The organism is Alcanivorax sp. 1008, assembly GCF_020667895.1.
Classification (GTDB): Bacteria; Pseudomonadota; Gammaproteobacteria; order Pseudomonadales; family Alcanivoracaceae; genus PGZG01.
The window spans coordinates 199,200-223,850 of the sequence record NZ_JAFMPS010000001.1; the positions used below are offsets into that span (position 1 = coordinate 199,200).

The 24,651-nt window shown below is 56.0% G+C and carries 21 protein-coding genes and 1 riboswitch; of the genes, 10 read left to right on the forward strand and 11 right to left on the reverse strand.

Annotated features, from left to right (window positions below; all coding sequences use genetic code 11):
- A riboswitch (cobalamin riboswitch) is annotated at positions 1 to 200 on the forward strand.
- A 57-nt stretch (positions 201 to 257) separates the two neighbouring features.
- Together J1C54_RS00990 and J1C54_RS00995 are read left to right on the forward strand one after the other, a co-directional pair.
- Positions 258 to 2,306 carry a TonB-dependent receptor gene (locus J1C54_RS00990; protein WP_229143962.1) on the forward strand — a complete coding sequence of 683 codons (2,049 nt, stop codon included), beginning with the start codon at positions 258 to 260 and terminating at the stop codon, positions 2,304 to 2,306.
- Positions 2,306 to 2,851, forward strand: coding sequence for a cob(I)yrinic acid a,c-diamide adenosyltransferase (locus tag J1C54_RS00995; RefSeq protein ID WP_229143963.1), 546 nt, complete (start codon positions 2,306 to 2,308; stop codon positions 2,849 to 2,851). The genes J1C54_RS00990 and J1C54_RS00995 overlap by 1 nt, the downstream gene beginning before the upstream one ends.
- Here the strand turns inward: J1C54_RS00995 and J1C54_RS01000 are convergent, their stop codons facing one another.
- The 6 genes from J1C54_RS01000 to fabR all read right to left on the reverse strand — a co-directional run bounded on the left by J1C54_RS01000 (position 2,852) and on the right by fabR (position 9,067).
- The gene (locus J1C54_RS01000; RefSeq protein ID WP_229143964.1) at positions 2,852 to 4,087 is read right to left on the reverse strand and encodes a succinylglutamate desuccinylase/aspartoacylase family protein; all 1,236 of its coding nucleotides are present in this window, start codon (positions 4,085 to 4,087) and stop codon (positions 2,852 to 2,854) included.
- A 65-nt stretch (positions 4,088 to 4,152) separates the two neighbouring features.
- A complete protein-coding gene (locus J1C54_RS01005) occupies positions 4,153 to 5,634 on the reverse strand; it encodes an ABC transporter permease (RefSeq protein WP_229143965.1) in 1,482 nt (493 codons plus the stop codon).
- Positions 5,631 to 6,284: an ATP-binding cassette domain-containing protein gene (locus J1C54_RS01010; RefSeq protein ID WP_229143966.1), complete on the reverse strand. Its 654-nt coding sequence runs from the start codon at positions 6,282 to 6,284 to the stop codon at positions 5,631 to 5,633. Before J1C54_RS01010 ends, J1C54_RS01005 begins: the two co-directional genes overlap by 4 nt.
- A gap of 17 nt (positions 6,285 to 6,301) precedes the next feature.
- Complete coding sequence (locus J1C54_RS01015) at positions 6,302 to 7,180, reverse strand: putative selenate ABC transporter substrate-binding protein (protein ID WP_229143967.1); 879 nt, start codon at positions 7,178 to 7,180, stop codon at positions 6,302 to 6,304.
- Positions 7,181 to 7,264: 84 nt separating this feature from the next.
- On the reverse strand, positions 7,265 to 8,350 hold the full coding sequence (gene mnmH / locus J1C54_RS01020; RefSeq protein WP_229143968.1) for a tRNA 2-selenouridine(34) synthase MnmH: 1,086 nt from the start codon (positions 8,348 to 8,350) through the stop codon (positions 7,265 to 7,267).
- Between the two features lie 9 nt (positions 8,351 to 8,359).
- Complete coding sequence (fabR, locus tag J1C54_RS01025) at positions 8,360 to 9,067, reverse strand: HTH-type transcriptional repressor FabR (RefSeq protein WP_229143969.1); 708 nt, start codon at positions 9,065 to 9,067, stop codon at positions 8,360 to 8,362.
- Between the two features lie 191 nt (positions 9,068 to 9,258).
- Between fabR and J1C54_RS01030 the strand changes: the two genes are divergently transcribed.
- From J1C54_RS01030 to J1C54_RS01040, 3 genes are read left to right on the forward strand one after another with little or no spacing between them, the layout of a single operon-like run.
- Positions 9,259 to 10,326 carry a ferredoxin reductase gene (locus J1C54_RS01030; RefSeq protein ID WP_229143970.1) on the forward strand — a complete coding sequence of 356 codons (1,068 nt, stop codon included), beginning with the start codon at positions 9,259 to 9,261 and terminating at the stop codon, positions 10,324 to 10,326.
- 11 nt (positions 10,327 to 10,337) lie between these two features.
- Positions 10,338 to 11,474 (forward strand): acyl-CoA desaturase, encoded by a 1,137-nt coding sequence (locus J1C54_RS01035; RefSeq protein ID WP_229143971.1) that lies wholly within the window; start codon positions 10,338 to 10,340, stop codon positions 11,472 to 11,474.
- A 12-nt stretch (positions 11,475 to 11,486) separates the two neighbouring features.
- Positions 11,487 to 11,744, forward strand: coding sequence for a hypothetical protein (locus tag J1C54_RS01040; protein WP_229143972.1), 258 nt, complete (start codon positions 11,487 to 11,489; stop codon positions 11,742 to 11,744).
- Positions 11,745 to 11,848: 104 nt separating this feature from the next.
- Here J1C54_RS01040 and J1C54_RS01045 read toward each other — a convergent pair whose 3' ends face one another.
- On the reverse strand, positions 11,849 to 12,721 hold the full coding sequence (locus tag J1C54_RS01045) for a MaoC family dehydratase (protein ID WP_229143973.1): 873 nt from the start codon (positions 12,719 to 12,721) through the stop codon (positions 11,849 to 11,851).
- 145 nt (positions 12,722 to 12,866) lie between these two features.
- On the opposite strand from J1C54_RS01045, the gene J1C54_RS01050 reads away from it, so the two are divergent.
- Positions 12,867 to 13,877 carry an AraC family transcriptional regulator gene (locus tag J1C54_RS01050; protein WP_229143974.1) on the forward strand — a complete coding sequence of 337 codons (1,011 nt, stop codon included), beginning with the start codon at positions 12,867 to 12,869 and terminating at the stop codon, positions 13,875 to 13,877.
- A 2-nt stretch (positions 13,878 to 13,879) separates the two neighbouring features.
- Here J1C54_RS01050 and J1C54_RS01055 read toward each other — a convergent pair whose 3' ends face one another.
- Positions 13,880 to 14,782 carry a LysR family transcriptional regulator gene (locus tag J1C54_RS01055; RefSeq protein ID WP_229144326.1) on the reverse strand — a complete coding sequence of 301 codons (903 nt, stop codon included), beginning with the start codon at positions 14,780 to 14,782 and terminating at the stop codon, positions 13,880 to 13,882.
- A 104-nt stretch (positions 14,783 to 14,886) separates the two neighbouring features.
- Between J1C54_RS01055 and J1C54_RS01060 the strand changes: the two genes are divergently transcribed.
- Positions 14,887 to 16,692, forward strand: coding sequence for an alkyl/aryl-sulfatase (locus J1C54_RS01060; RefSeq protein ID WP_229143975.1), 1,806 nt, complete (start codon positions 14,887 to 14,889; stop codon positions 16,690 to 16,692).
- Between the two features lie 18 nt (positions 16,693 to 16,710).
- On the opposite strand, the gene J1C54_RS01065 is transcribed toward J1C54_RS01060, so the two are convergent.
- On the reverse strand, positions 16,711 to 17,154 hold the full coding sequence (locus J1C54_RS01065) for a potassium channel family protein (RefSeq protein ID WP_229143976.1): 444 nt from the start codon (positions 17,152 to 17,154) through the stop codon (positions 16,711 to 16,713).
- Positions 17,151 to 18,722 carry a cation:proton antiporter family protein gene (locus J1C54_RS01070; RefSeq protein WP_229143977.1) on the reverse strand — a complete coding sequence of 524 codons (1,572 nt, stop codon included), beginning with the start codon at positions 18,720 to 18,722 and terminating at the stop codon, positions 17,151 to 17,153. Before J1C54_RS01070 ends, J1C54_RS01065 begins: the two co-directional genes overlap by 4 nt.
- A 209-nt stretch (positions 18,723 to 18,931) precedes the next feature.
- Between J1C54_RS01070 and J1C54_RS01075 the strand changes: the two genes are divergently transcribed.
- Entirely contained in the window at positions 18,932 to 19,774 is an 843-nt protein-coding gene (locus J1C54_RS01075) for a S1 RNA-binding domain-containing protein (protein WP_229143978.1), read from the forward strand.
- Positions 19,775 to 19,837: 63 nt separating this feature from the next.
- On the opposite strand, the gene J1C54_RS01080 is transcribed toward J1C54_RS01075, so the two are convergent.
- A complete protein-coding gene (locus tag J1C54_RS01080; RefSeq protein WP_229143979.1) occupies positions 19,838 to 21,256 on the reverse strand; it encodes a 3-oxoacyl-ACP reductase in 1,419 nt (472 codons plus the stop codon).
- A gap of 224 nt (positions 21,257 to 21,480) precedes the next feature.
- Between J1C54_RS01080 and J1C54_RS01085 the strand changes: the two genes are divergently transcribed.
- Positions 21,481 to 22,767: an acetyl-CoA C-acetyltransferase gene (locus J1C54_RS01085; RefSeq protein ID WP_229143980.1), complete on the forward strand. Its 1,287-nt coding sequence runs from the start codon at positions 21,481 to 21,483 to the stop codon at positions 22,765 to 22,767.
- A gap of 124 nt (positions 22,768 to 22,891) precedes the next feature.
- Positions 22,892 to 24,649, forward strand: a complete 1,758-nt coding sequence (locus J1C54_RS01090) for an ABC transporter transmembrane domain-containing protein (protein ID WP_229143981.1) — start codon at positions 22,892 to 22,894, stop codon at positions 24,647 to 24,649.
- Positions 24,650 to 24,651 lie beyond the last annotated feature (2 nt).

Consider the following 24,651-nt stretch of genomic DNA (forward strand, 5'->3'; position numbering starts at 1 on the left):
AATGTGGCCGCGCCTTGAGGTGCGCTCCGCTTCGCAAGAAGTCCAGCGTTAAACGGGAAGCAGGTGAGATGCCTGCGCTGCCCCCGCAACGGTAACCGGTGATGGGTCACCATATGCCACTGTGTGCAAACATGGGAAGGCGGTGACCTGGCAAGATCACACCGGGAGCCCGGATACCGGCCCGAGGCAAATGTGCGGCAGGTGAATGTTCACTGTGCCGCATCCGATGTACGGCGGGTGCACTCGGGAGGACAATCATGTTCACACACCCTCTGCGTTACGCAGGCGCAGCACTTTGCGCACTGTTTCTGGTTTCAACTTCGGCTGCTGACGAGCGTCTAGATGACGTGGTGATCAGTGCGTCGCGACTAACTCCTGTGGCGGATCTTTTGCCGGTAGGTACGATTATTCTGGGGCAACAGGAGCTGGCGGATATTCCTGCCAATAATCTGGCTGATGTGCTGGATACGGTGGCCGGCGTCAATGGAAGTCGTTTTTATGGAATCAATGGCGCAGAAAGTGGCGTCGACCTTCTCGGCTTTGGCGCCACTGGCACTCAGAATACCCTGATCCTGTTGAATGGCCGCCGGCTCAATGATGTCGATCTTTCGGCGGTGGATTTTTCATCTATTCCGCTCACCGCTATTGAACGAATTGAAATTCTTCCAGCTAGTGGTGCCGTGCTCTACGGCAATGGAGCCGTAGGTGGTGCCATTAATATCGTCACGCGCCAACGCCACAAGACCGGTGCCGGGGTAGAACTATTGGCAGGGGATTATGGCACCGTTGGTGGGCGTCTTTACGGAGGCCGTAGCGAAGAGCAGCACAGTATGTTTGCCGCTGTGCAGGCTTTCGATAGTCACGGCTACCGCGACCATAATCGCAGTCAGCAGCAGACGGCCTTCGCTGACTGGCGGGTAGATACGGCGGAGGTTGATGCCGCACTGACGCTTCTGGCAGACAACCAGCAGCTGCAGTTACCGGGCGCCCGTCGCGTCGACCCGCTAAACGGTATAAATGAACCGAAAGATGATCCCAGCGGTGCAAGTACACCGAATGACTGGGCGGATCAGCAAGGTTTGCAGATTCTGCCCGGTGTCGTTTTCGAGGTGAGTGATACGGTGCGGCTACATGTTGATGGCGGCTGGCGCATCAAACTTCAGCAATACTTTATTGATGGTGGCTTTGGCTACACCAGTTACACGGAAGCGCAAACTGTTCACTTCAGTGTAAATCCCCGGTTGGCCGGTAATTCACAGACCGGCGCAGTAGCCCATCAGTGGACCCTTGGTCTGGATTTCTATGACAGTCAGTTCCAGCGGGATGTGTCGCTGGATAAGAACTCGTTTAACCAGCCCATCCATCAGATTGATATCGTCCAGCGCAATACGGGTTTGTACCTGATGGATAGTATGGCACTGACCGACTCCACATTGCTTAGTGCCGGGTTCCGTCATGAATGGATGTATACCACGGCAAAAGATCGTTATGACCCGACCGCTCCCACGGTGCCCTGTTGTGGTGATGCCGAGGCACAGCCATTCGATATTAGCCAGACGGCAGAGATGTGGAATTTGGGGCTGCGGCAGTATATCAACGACCAGTTTTCGTTATTTGCTAATCTTGAAAAAAGCGCGCGCTTTGCTTCGGTGGATGAGTTTTTCGAGCTAGACCCGGTGTTATTTGTAACCTCTCTGGATCCGCTAGAAGTGCAAACTGGGCGCCTGGCCAGCGCAGGAATCGGCTGGCATGAAGCGGGGCAGCGAGCTGTGTTGACGTTCTGGGAAGGTGATTTCCGCAACGAAATCCACTATGACGCCAATGCTTTTGAGAACATCAATCTGGATCCGACGCGGCGGTACGGGGCATCACTGAACAGTCGTTGGCAGGTACGAGAATCGCTCTGGCTGACCGTCAATGGCAGCTATCAACGGGCTCGCTTTAGTCAGGGTGCATACAAGGATAACGAGGTGCCTCTGGTGCCACGACAAAGCGGCTATGCTCGATTGGACTGGCAGGCGATGTCATGGTTGTCGTTGTCCGTTGCGCAGCGCTATGTCGGTCGACAGTATTTTGATAACGACCAGAGCAATACCTTTGGCCAGCGAATTCCGTCATACCGGCGTTCCGATCTGCAACTTAAGATGGCTAGTCCAAAGGGCTACTGGATGCGTGCCGGTGTATATAACCTGGAAGATAAAACCGTATTTGATTATGGCGTTAGTAGCAGTTTCAGTCCGGGGGTTTACAATGCTTACCCGTTACCGGATCGTCATACGATGGTGTCTGTTGGAGTGGATTGGTAATGACCGAGAAGAATCGCATCAGCCGTGTAGTAACCCGCTCAGGTGATGGTGGTGAGACCGGTTTGGCGGATGGTAGCCGCTGGCCAAAAGATGCTCCGGTGATTGCCGCATTGGGTGATCTGGACGAGCTGAATGCGATGATCGGCATGCTGCGTAGCCGCCTGGCTATTGATCAGTTTGTGCTGCTGGACACTGTCCAGCAGCGCCTGTTCGATCTGGGCGCGGAGCTGGCAGTGCCCGGCACCACTCGGTTGACGGATGCAGATGTGAGCGAGATTGAAGCTGCAGTGGAGCAGTTAAACGAGCAGCTGCCACCACTGCGCGAATTTGTTTTACCGGGAGGCCATCCTGACGCTGCGCTTTGCCACCTGTGCCGCACAGTGGCACGGCGGGCGGAGCGTGCTCTGGTTGCCGCTGTCCGTGATCAGCAGCACAGCGCCACGTCGCTGCGCTGGCTGAACCGGCTGTCTGACTTTCTGTTTGTGCTGGCGCGTACGTTGAATCGTATTAATGACAGTGCGGAGCCGCAATGGCGTCCGCGCTGATTAGCATTCGCTGGTGGCTTCTCTAGAGCCCTCCTGTGTCTCGGTTTCTGCTGAGCTTTGCGCAACACAGTCACTGAGCGTCGCAGCAGGGGGCTGCAGTGTCAGGTCTCTTTCTATGGCATCTTCCTGCACAGCTTGCGCGGCTTTTTCGACGCCAATGTGATGTGTGGCAAAGCCGGTCTGTACCACTTGATTAAAGGCAATGCCGAGGATCTTGCCATCGAATGGCGCCAGAATCGCACTGCCGGAATTGGTTACCGGATCAATCACAGAGCCCAGCACCTGACCCTCGCGCACCTTATCGCCCAGTTTGACTTTCGACATCAGGATGCCGCCCTGGTTTGCTCGTACCCAGTCGGATTGATAGAACACAGGCTGGGGTGCGCTCCAGAAGCGCTTGCTCTTCTGGATGCCAAGATTTTCCAGCAGGGTTTCGATGGACTGCACGCCAGCGTCGACAGCCTGCTCATCAAGCTGATGTGGGCCGCCGGCTTCCATTGTGACGGCTGGAATGCCGACATCATTCGCTGCCCGACGCAGGGTGCCTTTAGCGCCAACTCCGTGCAGTACGGTGATGCCACCAAACTGACGGCTGAAATCAAAAACGTGCTCGTCTTTCAGGTTTCCGCGGATCTGGGGAAGGTTGGTGCGCTGCAATGAACCGGTATGCAAGTCCACCAGGAACTGGCACTGGCGAATCACCTGATTGAAAAGGGAATGACCGGTTCGATCCGCTGCACTGCCTGTAGGGCTACCGGGAAAATGCCGGTTGAGATCGCGCCGGTCGGAGAGGTAGCGGCTGCTGCGTCGAAAGCCATCCAGATTGACTATGGGAATGCCAATAACCGTGCCACTCATGCTGGCGGGTTCAAGTTGGTACATCAGGCGGCGCACCATTTCGATTCCGTTCAGCTCATCGCCATGAATCGCTGCGGTCAGGCAGACCCGGGGGCCGGGACTCTCGCCGTGGGCCACCAGTACCGGCACCGGCGTGTCGATGCTTTGGAAGGACTGCACTGGCCTCCAATAAAGCGTGCCGAACTCTCCCGGTAACACTTCGCCACCAAGAAGCTCCAGCGCTCCCCGTAACTCCAGCGGAATGGCGTCGCTGACAGCCACCGGCTGTTCCAGCGCTGGAACCGCCAGACTGACATCGTCTTCATCGGCTAATTCGGTAGCGCTCAAGGGTGTGGCAAAGCTAGTCAGACACAGGGCCAGACTCAGAGCATTACGCATGATGTTTAATCCAGATTGCTGGGTTAGTAGTTGCCGGTTCGACGACGGTAGCAAGAAAGGGTTCCTCAGTTTTGATCAGCAAGTCCATTACGCAGTCGCAGGTGGCTGCGCAGGCGGCGGGAAATTCCGTCAACCAGAAGGTTGAGAGCCACGCCAGCGGCAATCAGCACCACGGCTCGGTCGGTCCGTAGCTCGCTAAAGGCGGAGTCAATGTAAAATCCCAGTGTGGTTATGCCAAGAATGCCGAGGATTGCGGTTTCGCGCATGATGATTTCCCAGCGGTAAAGCAAAAATGCAAGAAAATTGGGGTAGATTCTTGGTAGCACCTCGAATGCATAACGATTCAAGCCGCCACTGGCGTCGCTGCGTAAAGTCAGGCTGTCTGTGAAGCGGCCACTGAGGTGGGCGACGATGGCGCCAGTATGCAGAGCAAGAGCCAGGATGCCGGGCAACATGGACGGGCCAAGCAGTAGTACAAAGACAAAAGCCAGCAGAAACTCCGGCAAGGTGCGGAAGATCACCAATAGTCCATGGCCACCGGCACGGCTAAACCGGTTACCGAACTGGGATGAAATCAACGGGAACAGCAACAGGGCGATGATGCCAGTCATCAACATGGCCGCCATGCCCAGTATCAGAGTATTGCCCAGCCCCGGCAGAATCTGTTCCCGGGCGAGCATTAATAGCCAGTCAGTCAGCTGATGCCATTGCCAGTCATTCTGACGCATTGGTGCGGGAATAATATCTTCAGTGAGAAATCGACTCAGTGCGCCTTCGGTGTAGTTTGCCCGCGGTGGCGCCCAGAGCAGAGCGGCGGCTATCCACAGGGGGAGAAGTGATGGTCTGAACCACCAGCGTATGGACAGAATTATGCCAAGAAACAAATACAGTAGTGCGGCTCCACTGCTGTAATCACCCTGTCGAAAGGCGGTCTCCAGGTGAAAGCCGATGGTGGGCAAGCCGATAAAGCCAAGAATCGCCGATGCTCGAACGGCACACTCCAGTCGATAGGCACCGTAGGTTTTCATATGCTGCCAGACCAGAGGCAATCGGGCGTACAGGAATACGCTGAAGGCATCGCTGCGGGGCGTCAGGGCGAGGGCAGGAGCGCGATCTGCTTCTTCAAGGAACTCGCCGAAGACTTTGGCAAAAATGCCGCTATAGGGAATGGCAATTGCCAATAGGCCGGTTAGGGCGGAAAGCCCAAAAACCTGTAGAAAAAGCAGTCCCCAAAACAACTCATGAACGGCCCGGATAGTAGCGCTGAAGGCGCGAATCATTCGCCAGCGCCATAGTAGAGCCAGTAAAAAGCCGCTGACAAAACCCAGCGTCACACCCTGAACAGCAAACGAAAGGGTATAGCCAAGCGCACTACCAATTTGCTCGGTAGCAAAAAAGTCAGGACTGAGAAAGCCGCTGCTGATACGGCCCAGCTCCATGCCCGGGTCGCGGGTAGTGATGCTGATATCTGCAACAAAGAGAGCCAGCAGGCCTGCCAGTCCAAGCCATAAGGTGGTGCGACGAAAACCACTGGCAGTGGTGTTCATCGGCGTTGGTAAAGTATGTCGAGATCATGCTTCGACAACTGGTTGCTGGCGCCATCGATAACAATCTGGCCGCTTTTCAAGCCAATAATTCGATCGCAGCAATTCAGCGCCAGCTGACGATCATGCAGAGCAACCACGGCGGTGTCGTGGCGTGCCAGCGCCAGCATGAGCAGTGACTGTGCATGGTGTTCATCGACGCTGGAAACCGGCTCGTCAGCCAGCAGCACAGGACGTTGGCTGAATAGCGCACGGCCCAGTGCAGTACGCTGTGCCTGGCCACCGGACAGGCGGTCGACACTAGTACGTAACTTTTCACTGATGCCCAACTCAGCTGCCAGCTGTGTCACGGCTTCAAGCTCGCGGCGCAGCGGTCGAATCAGATTAATCAGGTTATACACGGCGGCATGACGTTCCAGTGCGCCCATATAAATGTTGTGAAACACACTAAGCATGGGGACCAGAGCGCCCTGCTGTGGGCACCAGGCAACCTGATCTGGCTGTTGCAGGCGCAGCGCTTCCAGCAGGGTGGACTTGCCCGCGCCACTGACACCCAGCAAGGCGACTTTTTCACCTTGCTGAATAGTCAGGTTAAGTGATTGCAGTACAGTCACACCCTGTCTTTGCAGGGTGTGCTGATTAAACTGAAACACGTTAACGTCTCCGCCAATTAATCCATTAGGCCAAGACTGCGGGCGGTTTCCAGAATGGGAAGAAAGTCCTCATTGCTGGCCGGAATAAATTTTTCTCTTGGAAAACTGTCCAGTACATCGCGATCATCCAGATCAAGCAGGGCCTGACGGACCTTGTCAGCAAACCCTTCGCCGAATTTCTGCTCGACATCGCCGCGAATTACCCAGTGATAATCCGGATAGGGAGGCGTGGTCCAGATAACACGTACTTTATCCGGGTCGACCTTGCCTTCGGCCAGCTCCCTGTCCCATACCTGATAGCTCAGTGCACCCACCTCATAGGCACCACTTTGCACCAATGCGATGGTGGCGCTGTGGTCTCCGCTGAAACCTACCCGGCTGAAAATTTCCTCTGGCGATTTGCCGTATTGCTCACGCAAGAAAAACTCTGGCATCAACCGGCCGGAAGTAGAGCTTTTGGAGCCAAAAGTGAAGCTGCGTCCCTCTATACCCTCGGGGAAGCCCTCACTGGGCTGTAACCCGGTGTCTGCGTGGGCAATAAAGTAGCTGACGTACTGAGGATCTTCCACGCCTTGAGCGATGGCATAGCTGCCAGGTACCAGCTGTGTGGCTTGAACGCCCGATAGTCCGCCAAACCAGGCTAACTGAATTTCGTTATTGCGAAATGCAGTAACAGAAGCAGAGTAGGATTTAACCGGGACGTAGCGCACTTCAATTTCCAGGGCATCACTCAGGTAGTTCGCCACTTTATTGAAGCGAGTCATCAGGCGTGCCTCGTCCTGATCCGGTATGGCGCTGAAAACCAGCACCGGCTTTTCTTCGCTGGAGGGGCTGCAGGCTGCAATGGAAAATGCTGTACACAGGACCACCATGGCGGCCATAAATCGCTTGTTCATATTGCTCTCCGTTCAATGGGGAGAAACACCGGACTGTGCCGCCTGATTCCATGTGTCCGGCAAGACATGGGGCGGATGATGCTTCTAGTGTGCTGCCTGTAACCACTGCTGCACGTCTTCCCGGCTGCCCTGAAACAAAATCTGGCCGGTCCGTTGCTGCAGCATATAGTCATACATCGGGTCGTAATAGTCGCGTAGTAGCGGCTTAATCCACAGCCGGTGGAGGCTGGTATCGTCTTTGCTCTGCTGTTGCTTTAGCGCCTCTACCAGCAGGCCGCGCAACTGTTGGTGGCGGGCGCCACCCAGACGGCGGCGGATACGGTCAATGCTATCGAGTAGTTCTGTGCCAAGCTTTTCTTCGGCCTGATCAGCAAACCAATGGCGATACTCCGCCAATGGGCCAAGCACATAATCTTCCAGAGTGACTTCTACCCGGCTGTCCAGGGACTCTTCAATCAGTACTCTGGCGCCATCACGAATGCGTTCTTGCAGGGGGAGTGGCAAGTAACAACGGCCAATCAGTCTGCTCTCATCCTCGAGGATGATTTGGCGATGGTTGGCGATGGACTGCTTCAGCATGATTGCGGACAGGGTGTTTTCAAAGTCGATCTGAGCCGGTTGCCCCCCCGGGCGACGGCCAAAAGCGGAGCCGCGATGATGGGCAATGCCTTCCAGGTCAATACTGTTATCCAGTTTCTCAATGACTCGGGTTTTGCCACTGCCGGTTGGGCCGCACAGAACCAGCAAAGGCAATTGTTTGATCTGGTTGTCCAGCTCGGTCAGCAAAAAGCGCCGCATTGCTTTATAGCCACCGTGAACCAGCGGGATATCAACGCCATCGTCATGTAACCACTGCTGCACTGTCTGGGAACGCAGGCCGCCGCGAAAACAGTACAGCACGCCATCGGGGTGCTGCTTGATCCACTCCTTCCAGGCGGATACTCGGGCTTCACGGACCTGACCGCCAACCAGTTGCTGGCCTAGCTCTATTGCCGCTTGCTGGCCATGCTGTTTGTAGCAAATGCCAATGCGGTGGCGTTCGTCGTCATTGAGCAGAGCGATGTTATCGCTATAGGGGAAGGCACCACCGGAAAATTCAACTGGAGCACGCACATCCAGCATGGGCACCTGGTCAAGAAAAAGACGACGGTAATCGGTGATTCGTTGCATCAAGAAGTATCAGCCTTGCGCCAGTGCCTTTTGCTTTTCCCGTTCACTCTTCGGTTTCCACTGCATGGAACCGAGGAATACAAGGCGCATCTGCTGGGCCGCCTGATCGTGCAACCAGTCTACCTCGGCGTCATTGTCCGGAGGCAGGTCGAGCAGCTGCTCAGTGGTGGAGATCATGATGTTGACGATCAGTGAAGAGATCATCTGCAACTCTTCGGTGCTCAGCCGGTTGGCTGTCGGGAAGCGCGCCAGATCGGTGGCGAGTTCACTGATAAACAGTGCCGTGCCCTGACGAACAGCGGTGCGCAGGGCGCGGCTGCCACCGAAGCGTTCCTTGGCAAGAAACTGGAAGTAGTCACGATTGGCCTGAACGTAGCCGATATAGGTCTGCACCGAACGGTTGATCAAACTGGTGGCCGGCAGAGGCGCGCTGCGGGCTTCGCGCATCATCTGGCGCAGGGCGCGCAGGGCTTCCTCCACCAAAGTCAGTCCCAGCTCGTCCATATCGCGGAAGTGGCGATAGAAGGCGGTGGGTACGACGCCGGCATTTCTGGCGACTTCCCGCAGGCTGATGCTATTGAAGCTCTGCTCACCTTGCATTAGCTCCAGGGCAGCATCCAGCAGGGCACGACGGGTACGCTGCTTGCGCATGTCCCGGCGTCCGGTGTCGTTTTCTTCTTCTTCATGGCGGCTGCGACGCCGGGTCACTCTGGTCATGCCCATGTCCGATAGCCTCAAATTGTGGGTGATTGTACCGGAAAACACAGCTGTAACCACAGTGAAATTCTCTGCCATTCCTGCAACCCAATGAATTACAAAGATATATATATATTTTGTGAACAGTCGTTGACTTTATATGTGGTCGGGCATTATTGTGCACACATGTTAACTTTCATGGTGACAAGACGATGATTTCAGCGCTTCGACCACTGACCCGAATCGGCCACTGGATAGCCACTCCTGTGCTGCCGGAATCCTATCTTGAGCTAATTAATCCGCTGCTTGGCGCTGGTCTGCGTGGTCGTATTGAGCGTCTGGTTCGCGAGTCTGATCGGGCTGTTTCACTGGAAATCCGGCCAAATCACCAATGGCAGGGCGCGCGTCCTGGCCAGTATGTTCGTCTCGGCATCGATGTGGATGGTGTGCGTCACTGGCGCTGCTACTCGGTGAGCTCGGCTAAGGCCGGTCGCAACGATACATTCACGATCACCGTTAATGCGATTGATGGTGGACAGGTGTCCACCTGGCTGAACTGCAATGCTCAGGTGGGCATGGTGGTCATGCTTGACCAGGCGGCTGGTGACTTTGTTTTGCCGCAGGGGGAGCTGCCCAAGCTGCTGTTTGTCACTGCCGGCAGTGGCATTACCCCGGTAATGGGCATGCTGCGGGCCATGGCGGCCAGCGGTCAGATGGCAGATGTAGTGCATCTGCACTACAGCCCGGATGACGCCCACAATCTGTTTGCCGAGGAGCGCCGTGGCCTGTCTCTGGCTCACGGTTGGAAAACACTGGACCAGCTTACCCGCAGCCGTGGTGATCAGCATTTTTCCGCAGCGCAGCTTGATGCGCTGTGCCCGGATTGGGCAGAGCGTCTGGCCTATGCCTGCGGCCCCGCAGCATTGATGGATGCGACGGCGGCCCATTGGCAGCAAGCCGGTCTGGCAGACCAGCTAAAGCAGGAGAATTTCCGCCCGGTGCTGAAAACAGTTGCTGCCGGCGCTGGCGGCGAAGTGCGTTTTTGGAATAGCGAACGGGTTGCCGAAGGCGCCGGCGACAAGCCTCTGCTGGAGGTGGCCGAACAGGCCGGCTTAATGCCCAAGCATGGCTGCCGCATGGGCATTTGTCAGGGTTGTCTGGTGACCCTGAAAGAAGGCCAGGTGCGTGATCTGACCAGCGGCGAAGTATTTGGAGAAAGCGGCGATATGGTGCGCATTTGTGTTTGTGCCGCAGCCGGCAACGTTACCCTCGAATTGTAAGGAGAGCCATCATGACTGCAGCAATGAAAATCGATTCCAGCCTGATTGAGAAAGCTCGTGCACGCCGTTTGCCGGTGGACCTGACTGATGCTCAGGTGCAGCAGTTTGGCGCCGAGATTGAGGCGGTTCGCAAGAAAATTATGGATAGTCTGGGCGAAAACGATGCCCGTTATATTCGCCGTATGATCAAGGTACAGCGTGCCCTTGAAGTAGGTGGTCGCGGCCTGCTATTTGCCGGCATTCTGCCGCCAGCCTGGTTGGCTGGCACGGCCATGCTGGGGGTGGCCAAGATTCTGGAAAACATGGAAATTGGTCATAACGTTATCCACGGTCAGTGGGACTGGATGCGTGATCCGCAGATCCATTCTTCTACTTGGGAGTGGGACAATGTTTGCCCGTCTGACCAGTGGCAGCATTCCCATAACTATATGCACCACAAGTGGACCAACGTGGTGGGTATGGATCGCGACGTGGGTTACGGCATTTTGCGGATGAGCGAGAAGCAGCCTTGGCATCCCGCCCATCTGGCTCAGCCGGTGACCAACGCCATGCTGGCCACTTTCTTTCAGTGGGGGGTTGCTCTTCATGATGTGGAGTTCGAGCGTGTGCGCACGGGCGAAAAAAGCGTCAAGGAAGCGTGGGGTCAGCTGAAACATATCGGTAAGAAAGTTCGCAAGCAGGTGGTAAAGGACTATGTCCTGTTCCCGCTGCTGGCCGGCCCCTTCTTCCTGCCGGTATTGACGGGCAACATTACTGCCAACCTGATCCGTAACCTGTGGGCTTACATGATTATCTTCTGTGGCCACTTCCCGGACGGTGTCGAGGACTTCCTGCCGGAAGATGTGGAGAACGAGGACAAGGCGCACTGGTATCTGCGCCAGCTGCTGGGCTCGGCCAATATCTCCGGTGGCAAGCTGATGCATATCATGAGCGGTAACCTTAGCCACCAGATGGAGCATCACCTGTTTCCAGACATGCCCAGCAACCGGTATGCTGAGGCATCCGCTGAGGTGCAGGCCATCTGTAAAAAGTATGGTTTGCCTTACAACAGCAAGCCGTTACACCGTCAGTTCGGTTCGGTGCTGCGTAAGGTAATGCGTCTGTCATTGCCGAATGGCAAGCCGAAAGCGGAGCTGGCAACAGCCTGACCGGAGAGCAGAATGATCAAGATAATCGATACCGTGCGTAGCGTGCTGGAAAGTACAGTGAAGTCAGGCACGGTGCGGGTTGAGAATATTCATAATATGGTCGTGGACTATGCTCGCGGGTTTATTGAGCAGGAGGACAAGGAAGTGGATCGTGACACCATCTATCAGCTGGTGCGTGATATTACTGCTGAGATAGGCGGTTTTGCCGATGACGTCATGGATGTGGCGGAAGACGCCCGTGAAACTGTGAAGAAATCTGACCAGAGCTGATTGCTACAGGCATCATGCTGACAAAAAACAGCGGCGCTGCTGACAGCGCCGCTGTTTTTGTTTGTGCAGAGGCCGGCGCAAGTCCGGTTTCAGCATAATGAAAATCAGTTTTCGATGGTGCGGATCTCACCGGCCAGATGTGGCTTGATGCCATCTGCGCCGAGCAGACGGAAGTCCATGCCGTCGGCGACTTCCTGTTGCGCAAACTTCACCTTGGCGGGAATAAATAGCGGCAGCTTGAAGCTGACGTCGACGCTAAAAGCAGTTTGCGGGAACTGTGCTTCCAGCTCTGCCAGGCAGCGCGCCTTTGACCACATGCCGTGGGCAATCTGGCGCTTGAAGCCGAACAGCTTGGCGGTTAGCGGGTACAGGTGGATCGGGTTGCGGTCACCGGATACGGCCCCATAGCGACGACCCACATCACCAGGCACAGACCATTCCTTGGCGCCGGTAACTGGCTCAGCCTGAGGTGTGTCCTTTTTCTTGCTGCTGCCACCGCCACCAGTGCGGAACAACATGAAGGACTCGCTTTCCCAGACCTGTTCACCGGCAGTGCTGACGCTGGTGAGAATGGAAAACTCGTAACCGGACTCCCGTTTCTCCAAAGCGCCGAAGCGGCATTCCACGTCCAGTTGCTCACGTTCCTGGATTGGACGGAACTGAGTGATGCGGTTACGCACATGAACCAGCCCCATGGCTGGGAACGGGAAGCGTTCATCCAGTAGCAGGGTCATAAACAGTGGGTGGGCATGCATGTGCGGATAGGTGATCGGCAAAGTGCCCTTGCTGTTGAAGCCGCACACCTTGCGATAGGCAGCCAAATGTTTCGGGTCCAGCACAAGGTCACTCAGTCTGGCGCCGATCGCCGGCAGCTCCGGGTTCTTGCCTGGCTTGACGCCGGCGCGAATTACCGCCTTGGCAAATAGCGGCAGCATGGATGGCGCATTGCGCAGGTCACGGATAGCGAGTTCGGTCATGGAGGCAGCTCCCCTGCAGTAGATTGGCGCAAAGTATAGTCAGGCATCCTGAGAAGGCGATTGGCCGGCGCGCCCTGCGGTTCCGGTGCGGGGGTGCCCTGTGATACATTCGGCGCTCTTGTATACCTCGGGAAACCACCTGCCGATGACCACTCTGACTGACTCCGGTGTGCTGCTGCGCATGGCTTATAAGGCGATGCAGAATGCGGGCGTCGACGCGGATGCAGTTCTGGCCAAGGTAGGCCTCGACAAATCCATTCTGACCCTGCCGGAGCTGCGCACCCCCCATGATGCGCAGGAGTGGTTCTGGCAGGCCATGGAAGAAGTTTCCGGAGACCCCCATGTGGGCCTGCATATCGGCCCGCATATGCCGATCTTTAAAGGTCAGGTGCTGGAGTATCTGTTTCTGTCCAGCCCCACCTTTGGCGAGGGGCTTAAGCGGGCGCTGGATTATCAGCGTCTGCTATCTGATGCGGCCAACGCAGAATTGGTGGATCACGGCGAGCGGATGTTCCTCAAGCAAATGCTGTGGAGCAGAAAGCTGGCCCATCTGAACGAATGTGCATCTGTCGGCGTAATCAAGTTTTTCAGCTTTGTCACCGATGGCGCCTTCATTCCCATCGAAGTGCACTTTAGTCATCCACGACATGCTGACCAGCGTGAGTACGAGCGGGTGTTCGGCTGCCCGGTTAAATTTGAAATGCGGGATGTGGGTATTTTCTTTGATCGCAAGTTAATGGATCTGCCATCCGCGCATCATGAGCCTGAGTTGCTGCAGCTGCATGAGCGGCTGGCCAGCGAGCAGATGGCGCGGCTGGAAAAGCAGGATCTGGTTTACCAGGTCAGTCGACTTGTAGCCGAGTTGCTTGAAAGTGGCCATGCCAATCTGGAAGAGGTCGCCGCGCGTCTGGGCATCAAGCCGCGTCAGCTGCGTACCCGTCTGGCGGATGCCGGTACCAACTTTAACCAGTTGGTGGCGGAGTATCGTTGCAAGTTGGCCAAGCGGCTGTTGGCGGGCACAGATGAAAATATTGATGAGATCGTATATCTGACTGGCTTTTCCGAGCCGAGCACGTTTTATCGTGCTTTCAAACGCTGGGTCGGCATGACGCCGATTGAGTATCGCAAGCTGAAGTCCGACGAGGACGTGAAGTGATCTCAGGCCGCCGTGTCTGTGGCGGCCTGCAGTAATAACTGCCTGAATGCCGAGGCGGCTGGCGACAGCTGGCGCTCGCGCCTGTGGACCAGGCCGTAACGGGTTTGTATCTGCTCAACTCCCTGTACTGGCAAGTCAATCAGTGAGCCCGCCGCCAGTTGTGTGCGGATGACGTTGACCGGGGCCATGCTGATGGCGTCACTGCCAGCCACCATGGCCACCAGCATGGCGACGTTGTCACATTCGATGCGCCGGGTCAGACCGCCGTGGGGTGCGCTTAATTGTTGCAGGGTTGCTTCGATGGCATCCGGCAGCCGGGTCAACGCGAACGGGAACTGCAGTAGGGCAGACCACTGCAGGTTACCTCGCCCGGCTAGCGGGTGATCGTGGCGACAGAATATGACCCCGGCGGGTTGAGGTAGGGGAGTGATGGTCAGCGCCGGGTCCTCGCTGAGTTCACGGGTGTCGGCAACAAACAGTTCGATCTCATGGGCCAGCAGGTCGTGGCGTAATGCTTCCCAGTTGGCGGTATGTAGTCGTAAACGAATCCCCGGGTAGCGGTCGACAAATCCAGCGGCAATATGGTCCATCAGGCCGATGGCGGGGTAGGGGCCGGTACCCACTGCCAGCTCGCCGGTTTCCAGTCCCTGTACTGCCTGAATCTCCTGCATCAATGCTTCTCGCGCGGCAAACAGGGCGCGCACATGGGGCAGGGCGGCGCGGGCATACACGGTTGGAGAGGCGCCATGGCGGCCGCGGTCAAACAGACTGACGCCAAGTTGCTGCTCCAGTTGCTGGATGCTGCGGCTGAAGGCTGGCTGCGACAGGTGTACCGCATCCGCCGCGCGGGCGAAGTTGCTGTGTTCGAGCAGGGCAAGAAAGTGCTGAAGTTGGCGGGTATCCATCACTTTATAATGCGCATTACGCATTAAAAGTAAACAAATAATGCATTGGATGACTGGGTGGCAATGGGTACAGACTGTGCAGAGACATTATTGGAGACACTGTCATGACACGCTCACTGCTCATCACCTTGATGGCTGCTACTGCCCTGTCCGGCTGCGATCAGGCACCGCCGCCGATATCTCAGGAATACCAGCTGCACCCGGAGCTGGCGGAACATACACGTCATTTTGATAAGCAGGTATATCAGATCGGCGAGCGAATCTATTCCGCGGTTGGCTGGAACCTTGCCAACACCATCATGATCGAGGGCGACGATGGTCTGATCATTATTGATGTGGGCGAGTCCACACCCCAGTCTGAGCAGGTCATGGCAGAGTTCCGGCGTATTACCGATAAGCCGGTGAAGGCGATTATCTACACCCACCACCACCCGGACCATATTAACGGCACCGCTGCTTTTGTCTCTGCGGAGCAGGTCGAGCGTGGCGAAGTTGAGATCATTGCCCACGAAAGTCTGGTGGAGCATGTGGTGATGCAGGGCGCTACGGTTGGGCCGATCCTGTCGCTACGTTCTGGCTATTCGTTCGGCGTCGCTTTGGCAATCGAGAGCCCGGATGAAATGGTGGGCATGAATGGCGGTATTGGTCCAACGCCGGTAGTGGATCTGGAAAATGATCCCGGTTCTACCTTTATTCCGCCAACCCGCACTTTCTCTGACGAGGTTGAGCTACGCATCGCTGGCGTGCTGATGCAGATGGTGCATGTGCCCTCAGAGGCGGAGGATGAAATTGCCATCTGGCTGCCGGAGGAGAACATCCTGTTGTCTGCGGAGGTCATCCAGGGGCCGACTCTACCGAACATACATACCCTGCGCGGAACAAAGTTCCGTGATCCGGTGCAGTGGGTGAAGGCATTGGACACTTTGCGCAGTTTCCGTGCAGAGGCGATGGTGCCTGCCCATGGCCAGCCTGTCATCGGCGCAGAAAAAGTTGAAGAAGTATTGCGCATGACCCGCGATGGCATTGCCTATATCCATGATCAGACCATTCGCTATATGAACAAGGGCTACACCCCCGACGAGCTGGTCGAATTGGTGAAGTTCCCTCCCCATCTGCGTGATTACGGTCCCTACCTGCGTGAGTACTACGGCACGGTGAAGCATGCTGTGCGGCAGATATACAATGGCTATCTGGGTTGGTTCGATGGTGATCCAACCACGCTTGACCCCACTCCGCCACTGGAAAAAGCGCAACGCATGGTGGCCATGATGGGCGGCCGGGATCAAGTGATGCAGGCTGCCAATGACGCATTTTCTGCGGGCGATTACCAGTGGGCTGCGGAGCTGCTGACACCTGTGGTGCGGATTAATCACGATGATATGGAAGCGCGGCGGATCAAGGCCGCAGCCCTGCGTAAGCTTGGTTATGCCAGCATGAATATCAACTGGCGCAACTGGTATCTGACTTCGGCCATGGAGCTTGAAGGCGAGCTGGACGTGGCTGCGTTGGCAGAAGGTATGAAACGACCATTTATGTCGATCACCATGATGCAGAACTTCCCGCCGATGGTATGGCTGAACGGCATGGCGCTGCATCTGGATGCTGATAAGGCAGAAGATACCGAGTTGGTGGTGGCTTTTGAATTTACCGATATCAATGCCTATCACGCGGTGGAGGTGCGCCGTGGTGTCGCTCAGGTGCATGAAAATGTGGCGGAGGAGCTGCCCGTGAGTGCCACCTTGAGTATGGAAAAAGCATTCCTGGATCGTGTCCTGGCCGGAGAGGCTGGTCTGTTACGTGGCATCGCCAGTGGTGATGTGCAGCTCAAGGGTAGCAAACTGGATGTGGTCAAGTTTCTGTCCTTGCTGGATCCTCAGGACATCGGTGATCAGGGGCTGACGGTTCGATAGTCAGTAGTCTGCAAGTCGTCACCAACGTCGCTGCATTTCCAGAAAAGTGGCAGAGGCAGACCAGGTGATCATCATAAAGCCAGTCAGGGAAGTGATTGAAGCAATCAGCCTGACTGGTCCCTGAGGGGTGACATCTCCATAACCAAGGGTGGAGTAGCTAATGGCTGCAAAGTAAATGCATTCCATCAGTGATTGGTCTTGGGCACCCATGAGGAACCCGGCTTCCGGGAACTGCAGTAAAGCAAATATGCCGACACCAAAAATGGCCATACCAACAAGGTGGGAGGCAAGCAGGCCGAACACCAACGTCAGAATATGCCGTCTTCCGTAGTTACTGAATAAGCGGCCCCGCTTGATCAGTGCAATTAGCGTTTCGTAATGGGCCAGCACGGTGGCGATAGTGCATAGCGCAGTGATCAGAATGGCGTGGAAGTGAATATCGCTCAAATAGAGTGATGTCATGTTGCGCTGCCCGAGTTCTGAACATTGGATTCGATTTGGTAACGTACCCGCTCGGCCAAACCAACGCCAGCTTCGCTGAAAGTCAGGTAGGCATGATCAGCACCGGCATGACGAATAGCCTCTGCTTCATCGGGAAACATGGTATGGGCAACGATCAAGCCCTTGAAGCCACATTCGCGTAATTTACGTGCGGCAATCACCTTGGCTTCGATATCGCTCATTGCCAAAATGACCGCTTCCACCTGCGGCATGCTCAGTCGCTCCCAGAATACCGGGTCTTCCGCATCGGCAAAGAAAACATCTCTGCCGTTATCTTCATGTGTTTGCATTTTTGAAGGGTCTGAATCGAGCCCCATAAGCCGTGGCTCCAGTTCCTTGATGTGGTCATAGGCGGCGCTACCGGTGCGCCCCATACCCATAATCAGCACTCTGGTATTGGGCAGTGAGATTGGCTGTTCGTCGGGGTGATGCAGGTTGCGTTCAAAGGGTGAAAGTCGATCTGCCAGAGACTCATACAGTGGGTGGGCAATACGATTTAAGGGCGCCGACACCATAAATGACAGAGCTACTGTCAGGGCCAGAGGAACCATCCATTCAGGTAATACGACACTGGCAACAATGAGGCCAAATTCGCTGTAGTTGGTCAGGGTGAGGCTGCTCAGAAAGGCGCTGCGCGAACGCAGCCGGAAGAACAGCAGCAGGAAAAAGAACAATATGCCTTTCAATGGCAGCACCAGAGCAAAGGCCAGTGCCATGATCATGGCCTTGCCATCGGGCAGGCCACCCATGCCAATTTGCAGGAAAAAGCCAACTAGAAAAACTTCCTTGATTCCCCACAGAGAGTCTGACAGTTCTTTGGCCCGAGGGTGATTTGCCAGTAGTGCGCCAAATAGCAGGGCGCCAAGCTCAGAACTCAGGCCCACTGACTCAAAGCCATAGCCGCCGGCTGCCAGCGCAAGCAACAGACCGAACAGCAGCATCAGTTCCTCGTGGCCGCTGGAGTCCAGCAGGCGGTATAGCAGTGGCCGTAGAAGAGGGATTAGAAATACCAACAGTGCCCAGGCAGAGGGAGTTGCCCCTCCGGCGATACTCATAACCAGCAGGGCGATCAGGTCCTGAACAATAAGGATGCCAATGGCTACGCGGCCGTGAAACGCGCGTAGTTCTCGCTTTGCTTCCAACACCTTGGCGGCTAGTACCGTGCTTGAGAAAGATAGTGCGATACCCAGCAGTATGCTGGTGCGCAGGTCCAGATCTGCCAGCAGCCAAAGTGCCGGGGTGAATATGGCGGTGGTGATAGTGAAGTGGAGCAGGCCGCCGCCAATAACTTCGGCACTAATCAGACTTTTCAGCTTTAACTTCAGGCCGACGGTAAACAGCAGTAGCAATACGCCGAGGTGAGCAATGTGCTGAAGAATCTTGCCGTTTTCCAGCGGCACATCAATAAATTGTCCGGCTGCGGCGAGTGCAAACCCAGCCGCTAAATAGCCAACCAGCGGTGGCAGGCCAACTGCTCGCACCAACATGCCCATAGTAAAGGCGAAAGTCAGCCAGACGGCCTCAATCATTGTGTACAGCTCCTGACAGTTTCTGATCTCTATCTTGCCGAAAAGGGGTGCATAATGCCTTTTGCACAGATTAAGACTCTAGCAAGATACGTAACGAAGCGCATGATCTGACTTGGCACGGGCATTTTTCTGTCTGCACCGATGTGTATGTCATTGGGTAATCGCCGAATATTCTGGTTAAACTGTCGCCCCGCTGCGGAGAGATTATCATGGTTGCCGTTGGACGAATGAATCGCTTGCAGGTTATCAGGCGCAGTGACTTTGGTCTGTTCCTTGCTGGTGATGACGACAGCTCTATTCTGCTGCCATCCCGCTATATCCCCAATGATCAGCCCTGTGCGCCAGGTGATTCGCTTGATGTGTTCGTCTACTTCGATAGCGAAGACCGTCTGGTGGCAACCACTGAAACTCCCAAAGTGCAGGTTGGCGAGTTTGCCAGTCTGAAGGTGGTGGATATCAATTCGGTTGGCCTGTTTTTGGATTGGGGCCTACCCAAGGACCTGTTGTTGCCTCACTCGGAGGAGCAGCGTCCGCTTCAGGTGGGGGACTACTGTGTCGTCTATGTATTCCTCGACAAGCGCAAAGGTCGGATTACCGCCACCGCTCGGCTGGACCGCCATCTGGATCAGGAGCCTGCACGCTACCGGGTCGGCCAGCAGGTGGATTTGCTGCTGGTTAGCGCCACAGAGATGGGTTTCAAGGCGATTATCAACAATCGTCACTGGGGGCTGATCCACAAGAATGAGCTGTTCAAGTTTGTTCGTAGTGGCATGCGCGAGCCCGGTTTTATTAAGGAGTTGCGGGTCGATGGCAAGATCAGCTTGAGCTTGCAGGCGGTTGGTGAGCAGGCAGCGAGCAGTCTGGCCGATCAGATTCTGGCTAAATTGCGTGAGCATGACGGGGTGCTACACCTTAACGACAAAAGCCCGCCGGAGAAAATCAGTGCCATGTTTGGTGTTAGCAAGGGCAATTTCAAGAAGGCCATAGGTGGCTTATACAAGCAGGGCAGAATTGTTATTCAAGATGATCGTATTGAGCTGGTTGGCAGCTGACCGATCAGGGTCTGCTAACAAAAACGGGCGCCGAGGCGCCCGTTTTTTATGCCCTAATGATGATCAGGCGCCGATCAGACTCTGGCCACAAACCCGAACGATATTGCCGGTCATGCCCTGCGAGGCGGGGCTGGCGAAGAAGGAAATCGTCTCTGCCACATCCACCGGCTGACCGCCCTGGCTCATGGAGTTCATGCGACGACCTGCTTCGCGGATGGCAAAGGGAATCGCTGCGGTCATTTGGGTTTCGATAAAGCCTGGTGCTACTGCGTTAATGGTGATATTGCGGCCCAGCAGATCCGCAGCCATGCCCTGCACCATACCAATCACCGCTGCCTTGGAGGTGGCATAGTTGGTCTGGCCCATGTTGCCGGCGATGCCGGAAATGGAGCTGACGCAAACGATGCGGCCGCCGTCTTTCAGACTACCATCCTTGAGCAACTGGGCATTGATACGCTCTTCCGAGCCGATGTTGATATCAATCACCATGTCCCAGAACTTGTCCGGCATGCCAGCCATGGTCTTGTCGCGGGTGACGCCGGCGTTGTGGACTATGATATCCAGACCGCCATGCTCCATGGCAGCAGCGGAAATTTTTGTCGGTGCATCGGCGGCGGTAATGTCACCTTCCAGTGCGATGCCTCCGATCTGACTGGCTACCTTTTTGAGGTCCTCGGCCATGGGTGGAATATCAAGCACGATAACCTTGGCACCATCACGGGCCAGCACTTCAGCGATCGAAGCGCCAATGCCGCGAGCGGCACCGGTAACCAGTGCGGTCTTGCCGGTCAGTGGTTTGTTCCAGTTAAAGCCGTCAGCGGCAAAATCAGCGGCACCAACGCGCACTACCTGTCCAGACACATAGGCTGATTTGGGCGACAGGAAGAATTGCAGCGGCGAAGCAATCTGGGTCTCGGCGCCATCATCCACATAGATCAGGTTGGCAATTGAGGCTTTCTTGATTTCCTTGCCAAGGCTCTTGATCAGGCCTTCAAGGCCGCGCTGGGCAATGCGCTGCTCCAGCGAGCAGTTCTCTGGGATGCGACCAATAATGACAACCCGGCCGCAGCTGCCCAGCTTGCGGGTCAGCGGATGGAAAAAGTCATACAGGGCGCGCAGCTCTGCGGTGTTGCTGACGCCGGTAGCGTCAAAAACCAGACCTTTGAATCTTTGTGAGTCTTCCTTGTTGGCCGTGTAGTTGCTGACGCTGACACCGGCAGTGCCTGCCGCCTTTTGCACGTCAGCCTCGGCGGCAAGGCCGGCCAGGGTGTGCAGGTTGGCTTCCGTTGCCCCCTTCAGGGTGGCCAGTACGGTGGTGATGGCCTTGCTGCCTGGTGCGGCACCCACAATTACATCGCCCTTGATGAAGGAGGTCTGGTCTGGCGCGTAGCGGTCGAGAATTGCCGGGATTGGCAGGTTCAGCGAGCTTAAGATCTTGTTGCCCACAGAAGAATTGGCAATGGCCTGATAGACGTCGCTCATATTCATGACCTCTGGCTTGAGTCGGTGTAGGAGGGTTGGGGGGTGCACTGTAGCATCCCGAGTGGCGCGTATTGAAACATTGCTGCGCTGAACGGTTATTGACCGATGGCCTTCACGCTCTCGTCTGAACAGCCAACCGGCGCCTTGGCAGATGCCGCTAGACTGCCGCCGTTTAATGTATAGTTGGCGATCAATTTTACGCCGCCCATCACAGGAGAAAAGACATGCTGGCAGGAAAAAGTGTTCGCAGGGTAGCCATCATCGGTGGTAACCGTATTCCATTTGCCCGCTCCAATACCGCGTACTTTGGCGTCTCTAATCAGGAAATGCTGACCGCCGCCATTGACGGCCTGGTAGACCGCTTCAACCTGAAGGGCGAAGTTCTTGGGGAAGTGGCTGGTGGCGCGGTAATGAAGCATTCCCGTGATTTCAACCTGGTGCGCGAGTGCGTGCTGGGGTCAAAACTGGCGCCGGAAACCCCCGCCTATGATGTCCAGCAGGCCTGTGGTACCGGCCTGGAGGCCGCTATTCTGGTGGCAAACAAGATCGCACTTGGCCAGATAGAGTGTGCCGTGGCCTGTGGCGTGGACACCACGTCGGATGCACCAATCGGTGTCAATGAAGAGAAGCGCAAGATTTTCATGGCCATCAATAAGGCCAAAACCAACGGTGAAAAAGCCAAGCTTGCGGTGAAGCTGCTGAACCCGAAGTGGTTTATGCCTGATGTGCCGAAAAATGGTGAGCCGCGTACTGGCCTATCCATGGGTGAGCATCAGGCCATTACTGCGGCCGAGTGGGGCATTCCCCGCGCAGAGCAGGACAAGCTGGCCTGGCAGTCGCACCAGAATCTGGCCAAGTCCTATGCAGAGGGCTGGCAGGATGATCTGATCACGCCATTCAAGGGACTGGATCGCGACAACAACATGCGCGGTGATTCCACTCTGGAAAAGCTGGCTACTCTGAAGCCGGTATTTGGCGGCGAAGGTGGCACCATGACCGCCGCCAACTCCACTCCGCTGACCGACGGGGCTTCTGCAGTGCTGCTGGCTTCGGAAGAGTGGGCCAAGGAAAAGGGTCTGCCGGTACTGGCTTACCTGACCTTCGGTGAAGCTGCCGCTGTAGACTTCCTGAAGAAAAAAGAGGGCCTGCTGCTGGCTCCTGCCTACGCTGTGCCGCGCATGCTGGATAAGGCTGGTATCACCCTGCAGGACTTTGACTACTACGAGATCCATGAAGCCTTTGCTTCGCAGGTACTGTCCACCCTGAAAGCCTGGGAAGACGAGAGCTTCTGCAAGGGGCGTCTGGGCCGTGACAAGCCGCTGGGTTCCATTGATCGCAGCAAGCTGAACGTCAAGGGCAGCTCGCTGGCAGCGGGCCATCCGTTTGCTGCTACCGGTGGCCGGATCCTCGCTAATGCCGCCAAGCTGGTCAACGAAGCCGGTAAAGGACGGGTGCTGATCTCGATTTGCGCCGCCGGCGGTCAGGGCGTGACAGCGATCGTTGAGAAGTAATCCCTTCTCACCCACAGCTATTAAAAGGCCGGGCTTTGCCCGGCCTTTTAATTTCAGGGGAAAAGATCACGCGATTTCGACCTGATTGCGGCATAATTCGCCTCCCTGAATAAGCCTGAAGAAGATGCCTGAGTCCCGTACTCCTCCGTTGAGCCTGTTCCGCTTCGCCCTGCAGTGGCTAGCCCCCTATCACTGGGCGGTGGCCGGTGCCTCGCTGGCGCTACTGTTTACTGCCACCATCACCTTGTCTATTGGTCAGGGGCTGCGGCTGCTGATCGACGACGGCCTGGCAGCGGGTCGCCCAGACCAGCTCAATCAGGCTGTGCTGATCTTTTTCGCTTTGGTGGTGGCTCTGGCCATCGGTACCTTTGCACGTTTCTATCTGGTGTCCTGGCTTGGTGAGCGCGTGGTGGCAGATATACGTCGCCGGGTGTTTGACCATTTGCTGACTCTGCATCCCGGCTTTTTCGATCAGAATCGTGGTCTGGAAATTCAGTCTCGACTCACCGCAGATACCACCTTGCTGCAATCGGTGATCGGTTCTTCTGTATCGATGGCACTGCGCAACACATTGATGATGGTCGGTGGCATTATCTGGCTGTTTATCACCAATCTTAAGTTGACCCTGATTGTTATGGTTTCCGTGCCGCTGGTGGTGGCACCGATCATTATTTTTGGTCGCCGGGTGCGAGGTCTTTCCCGTAGTAGTCAGGATCGTTTGGCCGATGTGGGCAGCTACGTTGGTGAAATGCTTGGCCAGATTAAAACCGTTCAGGCGTTTAATCATGAGCCCTATGACCGGGCTCGGTTTGCAGGCGTGGTTGAAGACGCTTTTGCGGTGGCACGACGCCGTATCGTGCAGCGCTCGCTGCTCATTGTGGTGGTCATTGTATTGGTGTTGGGGGCTGTCGGCGTCATGCTGTGGGTGGGCGGCATGGACGTGATTGAAGGGCGCATCAGTGGAGGTGAGCTGGCAGCGTTTGTTTTTTACGCGGTGATTGTTGGTTCTGCGGTGGGCTCTATCAGTGAAGTGATTGGTGAGTTGCAGCGAGCTGCAGGCGCTGCAGAGCGCATTGTCGAGCTGCTTCAATCGCGTAGTGAAATTGCCCCGCCGGCGCAGAATCTGCAACATCTTCCAGCAGAAATTGAGGGAGGTCTGCAGCTTGATCAGGTGACTTTTTTCTATCCCGGGCGACCGGATCAGGCAGCGTTGGATGCTGTCAGCTTGAAGGTATTGCCCGGTGAAACGCTGGCTTTGGTCGGTCCTTCCGGAGCGGGCAAAACCACCTTGTTTGATTTGCTGCTGCGTTTTGCTGATCCCCAGCAGGGTCAGATTTTGCTTGATGGTGTGGATATCCGCACGCTGAACCCGGCAGACTTGCGGCGCTGCTTCGCCATGGTGCCGCAGCAGCCCGCTCTTTTTTACGGCAGCATTGAAGATAATCTTCGCTATGGCCGGCCAGAGGCCAGCATGGCGGAAATTGAAGATGCCGCCCGTGCTGCCAATGCAGAAGAATTTATTCAGCAGCTGCCGCAGGGTTATCAGACTCGCATAGGAGATGGTGGCATCGGCCTTTCCGGTGGCCAGAAGCAACGTATCGCTATCGCTCGGGCAGTGTTGGCGGATGCGCCGATTCTTTTATTGGATGAGGCAACCAGTGCCCTTGATGCTCAAAGTGAGCATCTGGTGCAGCAGGCCATGGACCGTTTGATGGAAGGTCGTACCACGCTGGTGATTGCCCATCGTCTTGCCACAGTGACGGGGGCAGGGCGGATCGCAGTAATGGATCAGGGCAGGGTGCAGGCGGTAGGCACGCACGCAGAATTACTACATAGCAACCCGCTGTATGCGCGTCTGGCTGAGCTGCAGTTCGGTCTATAGCA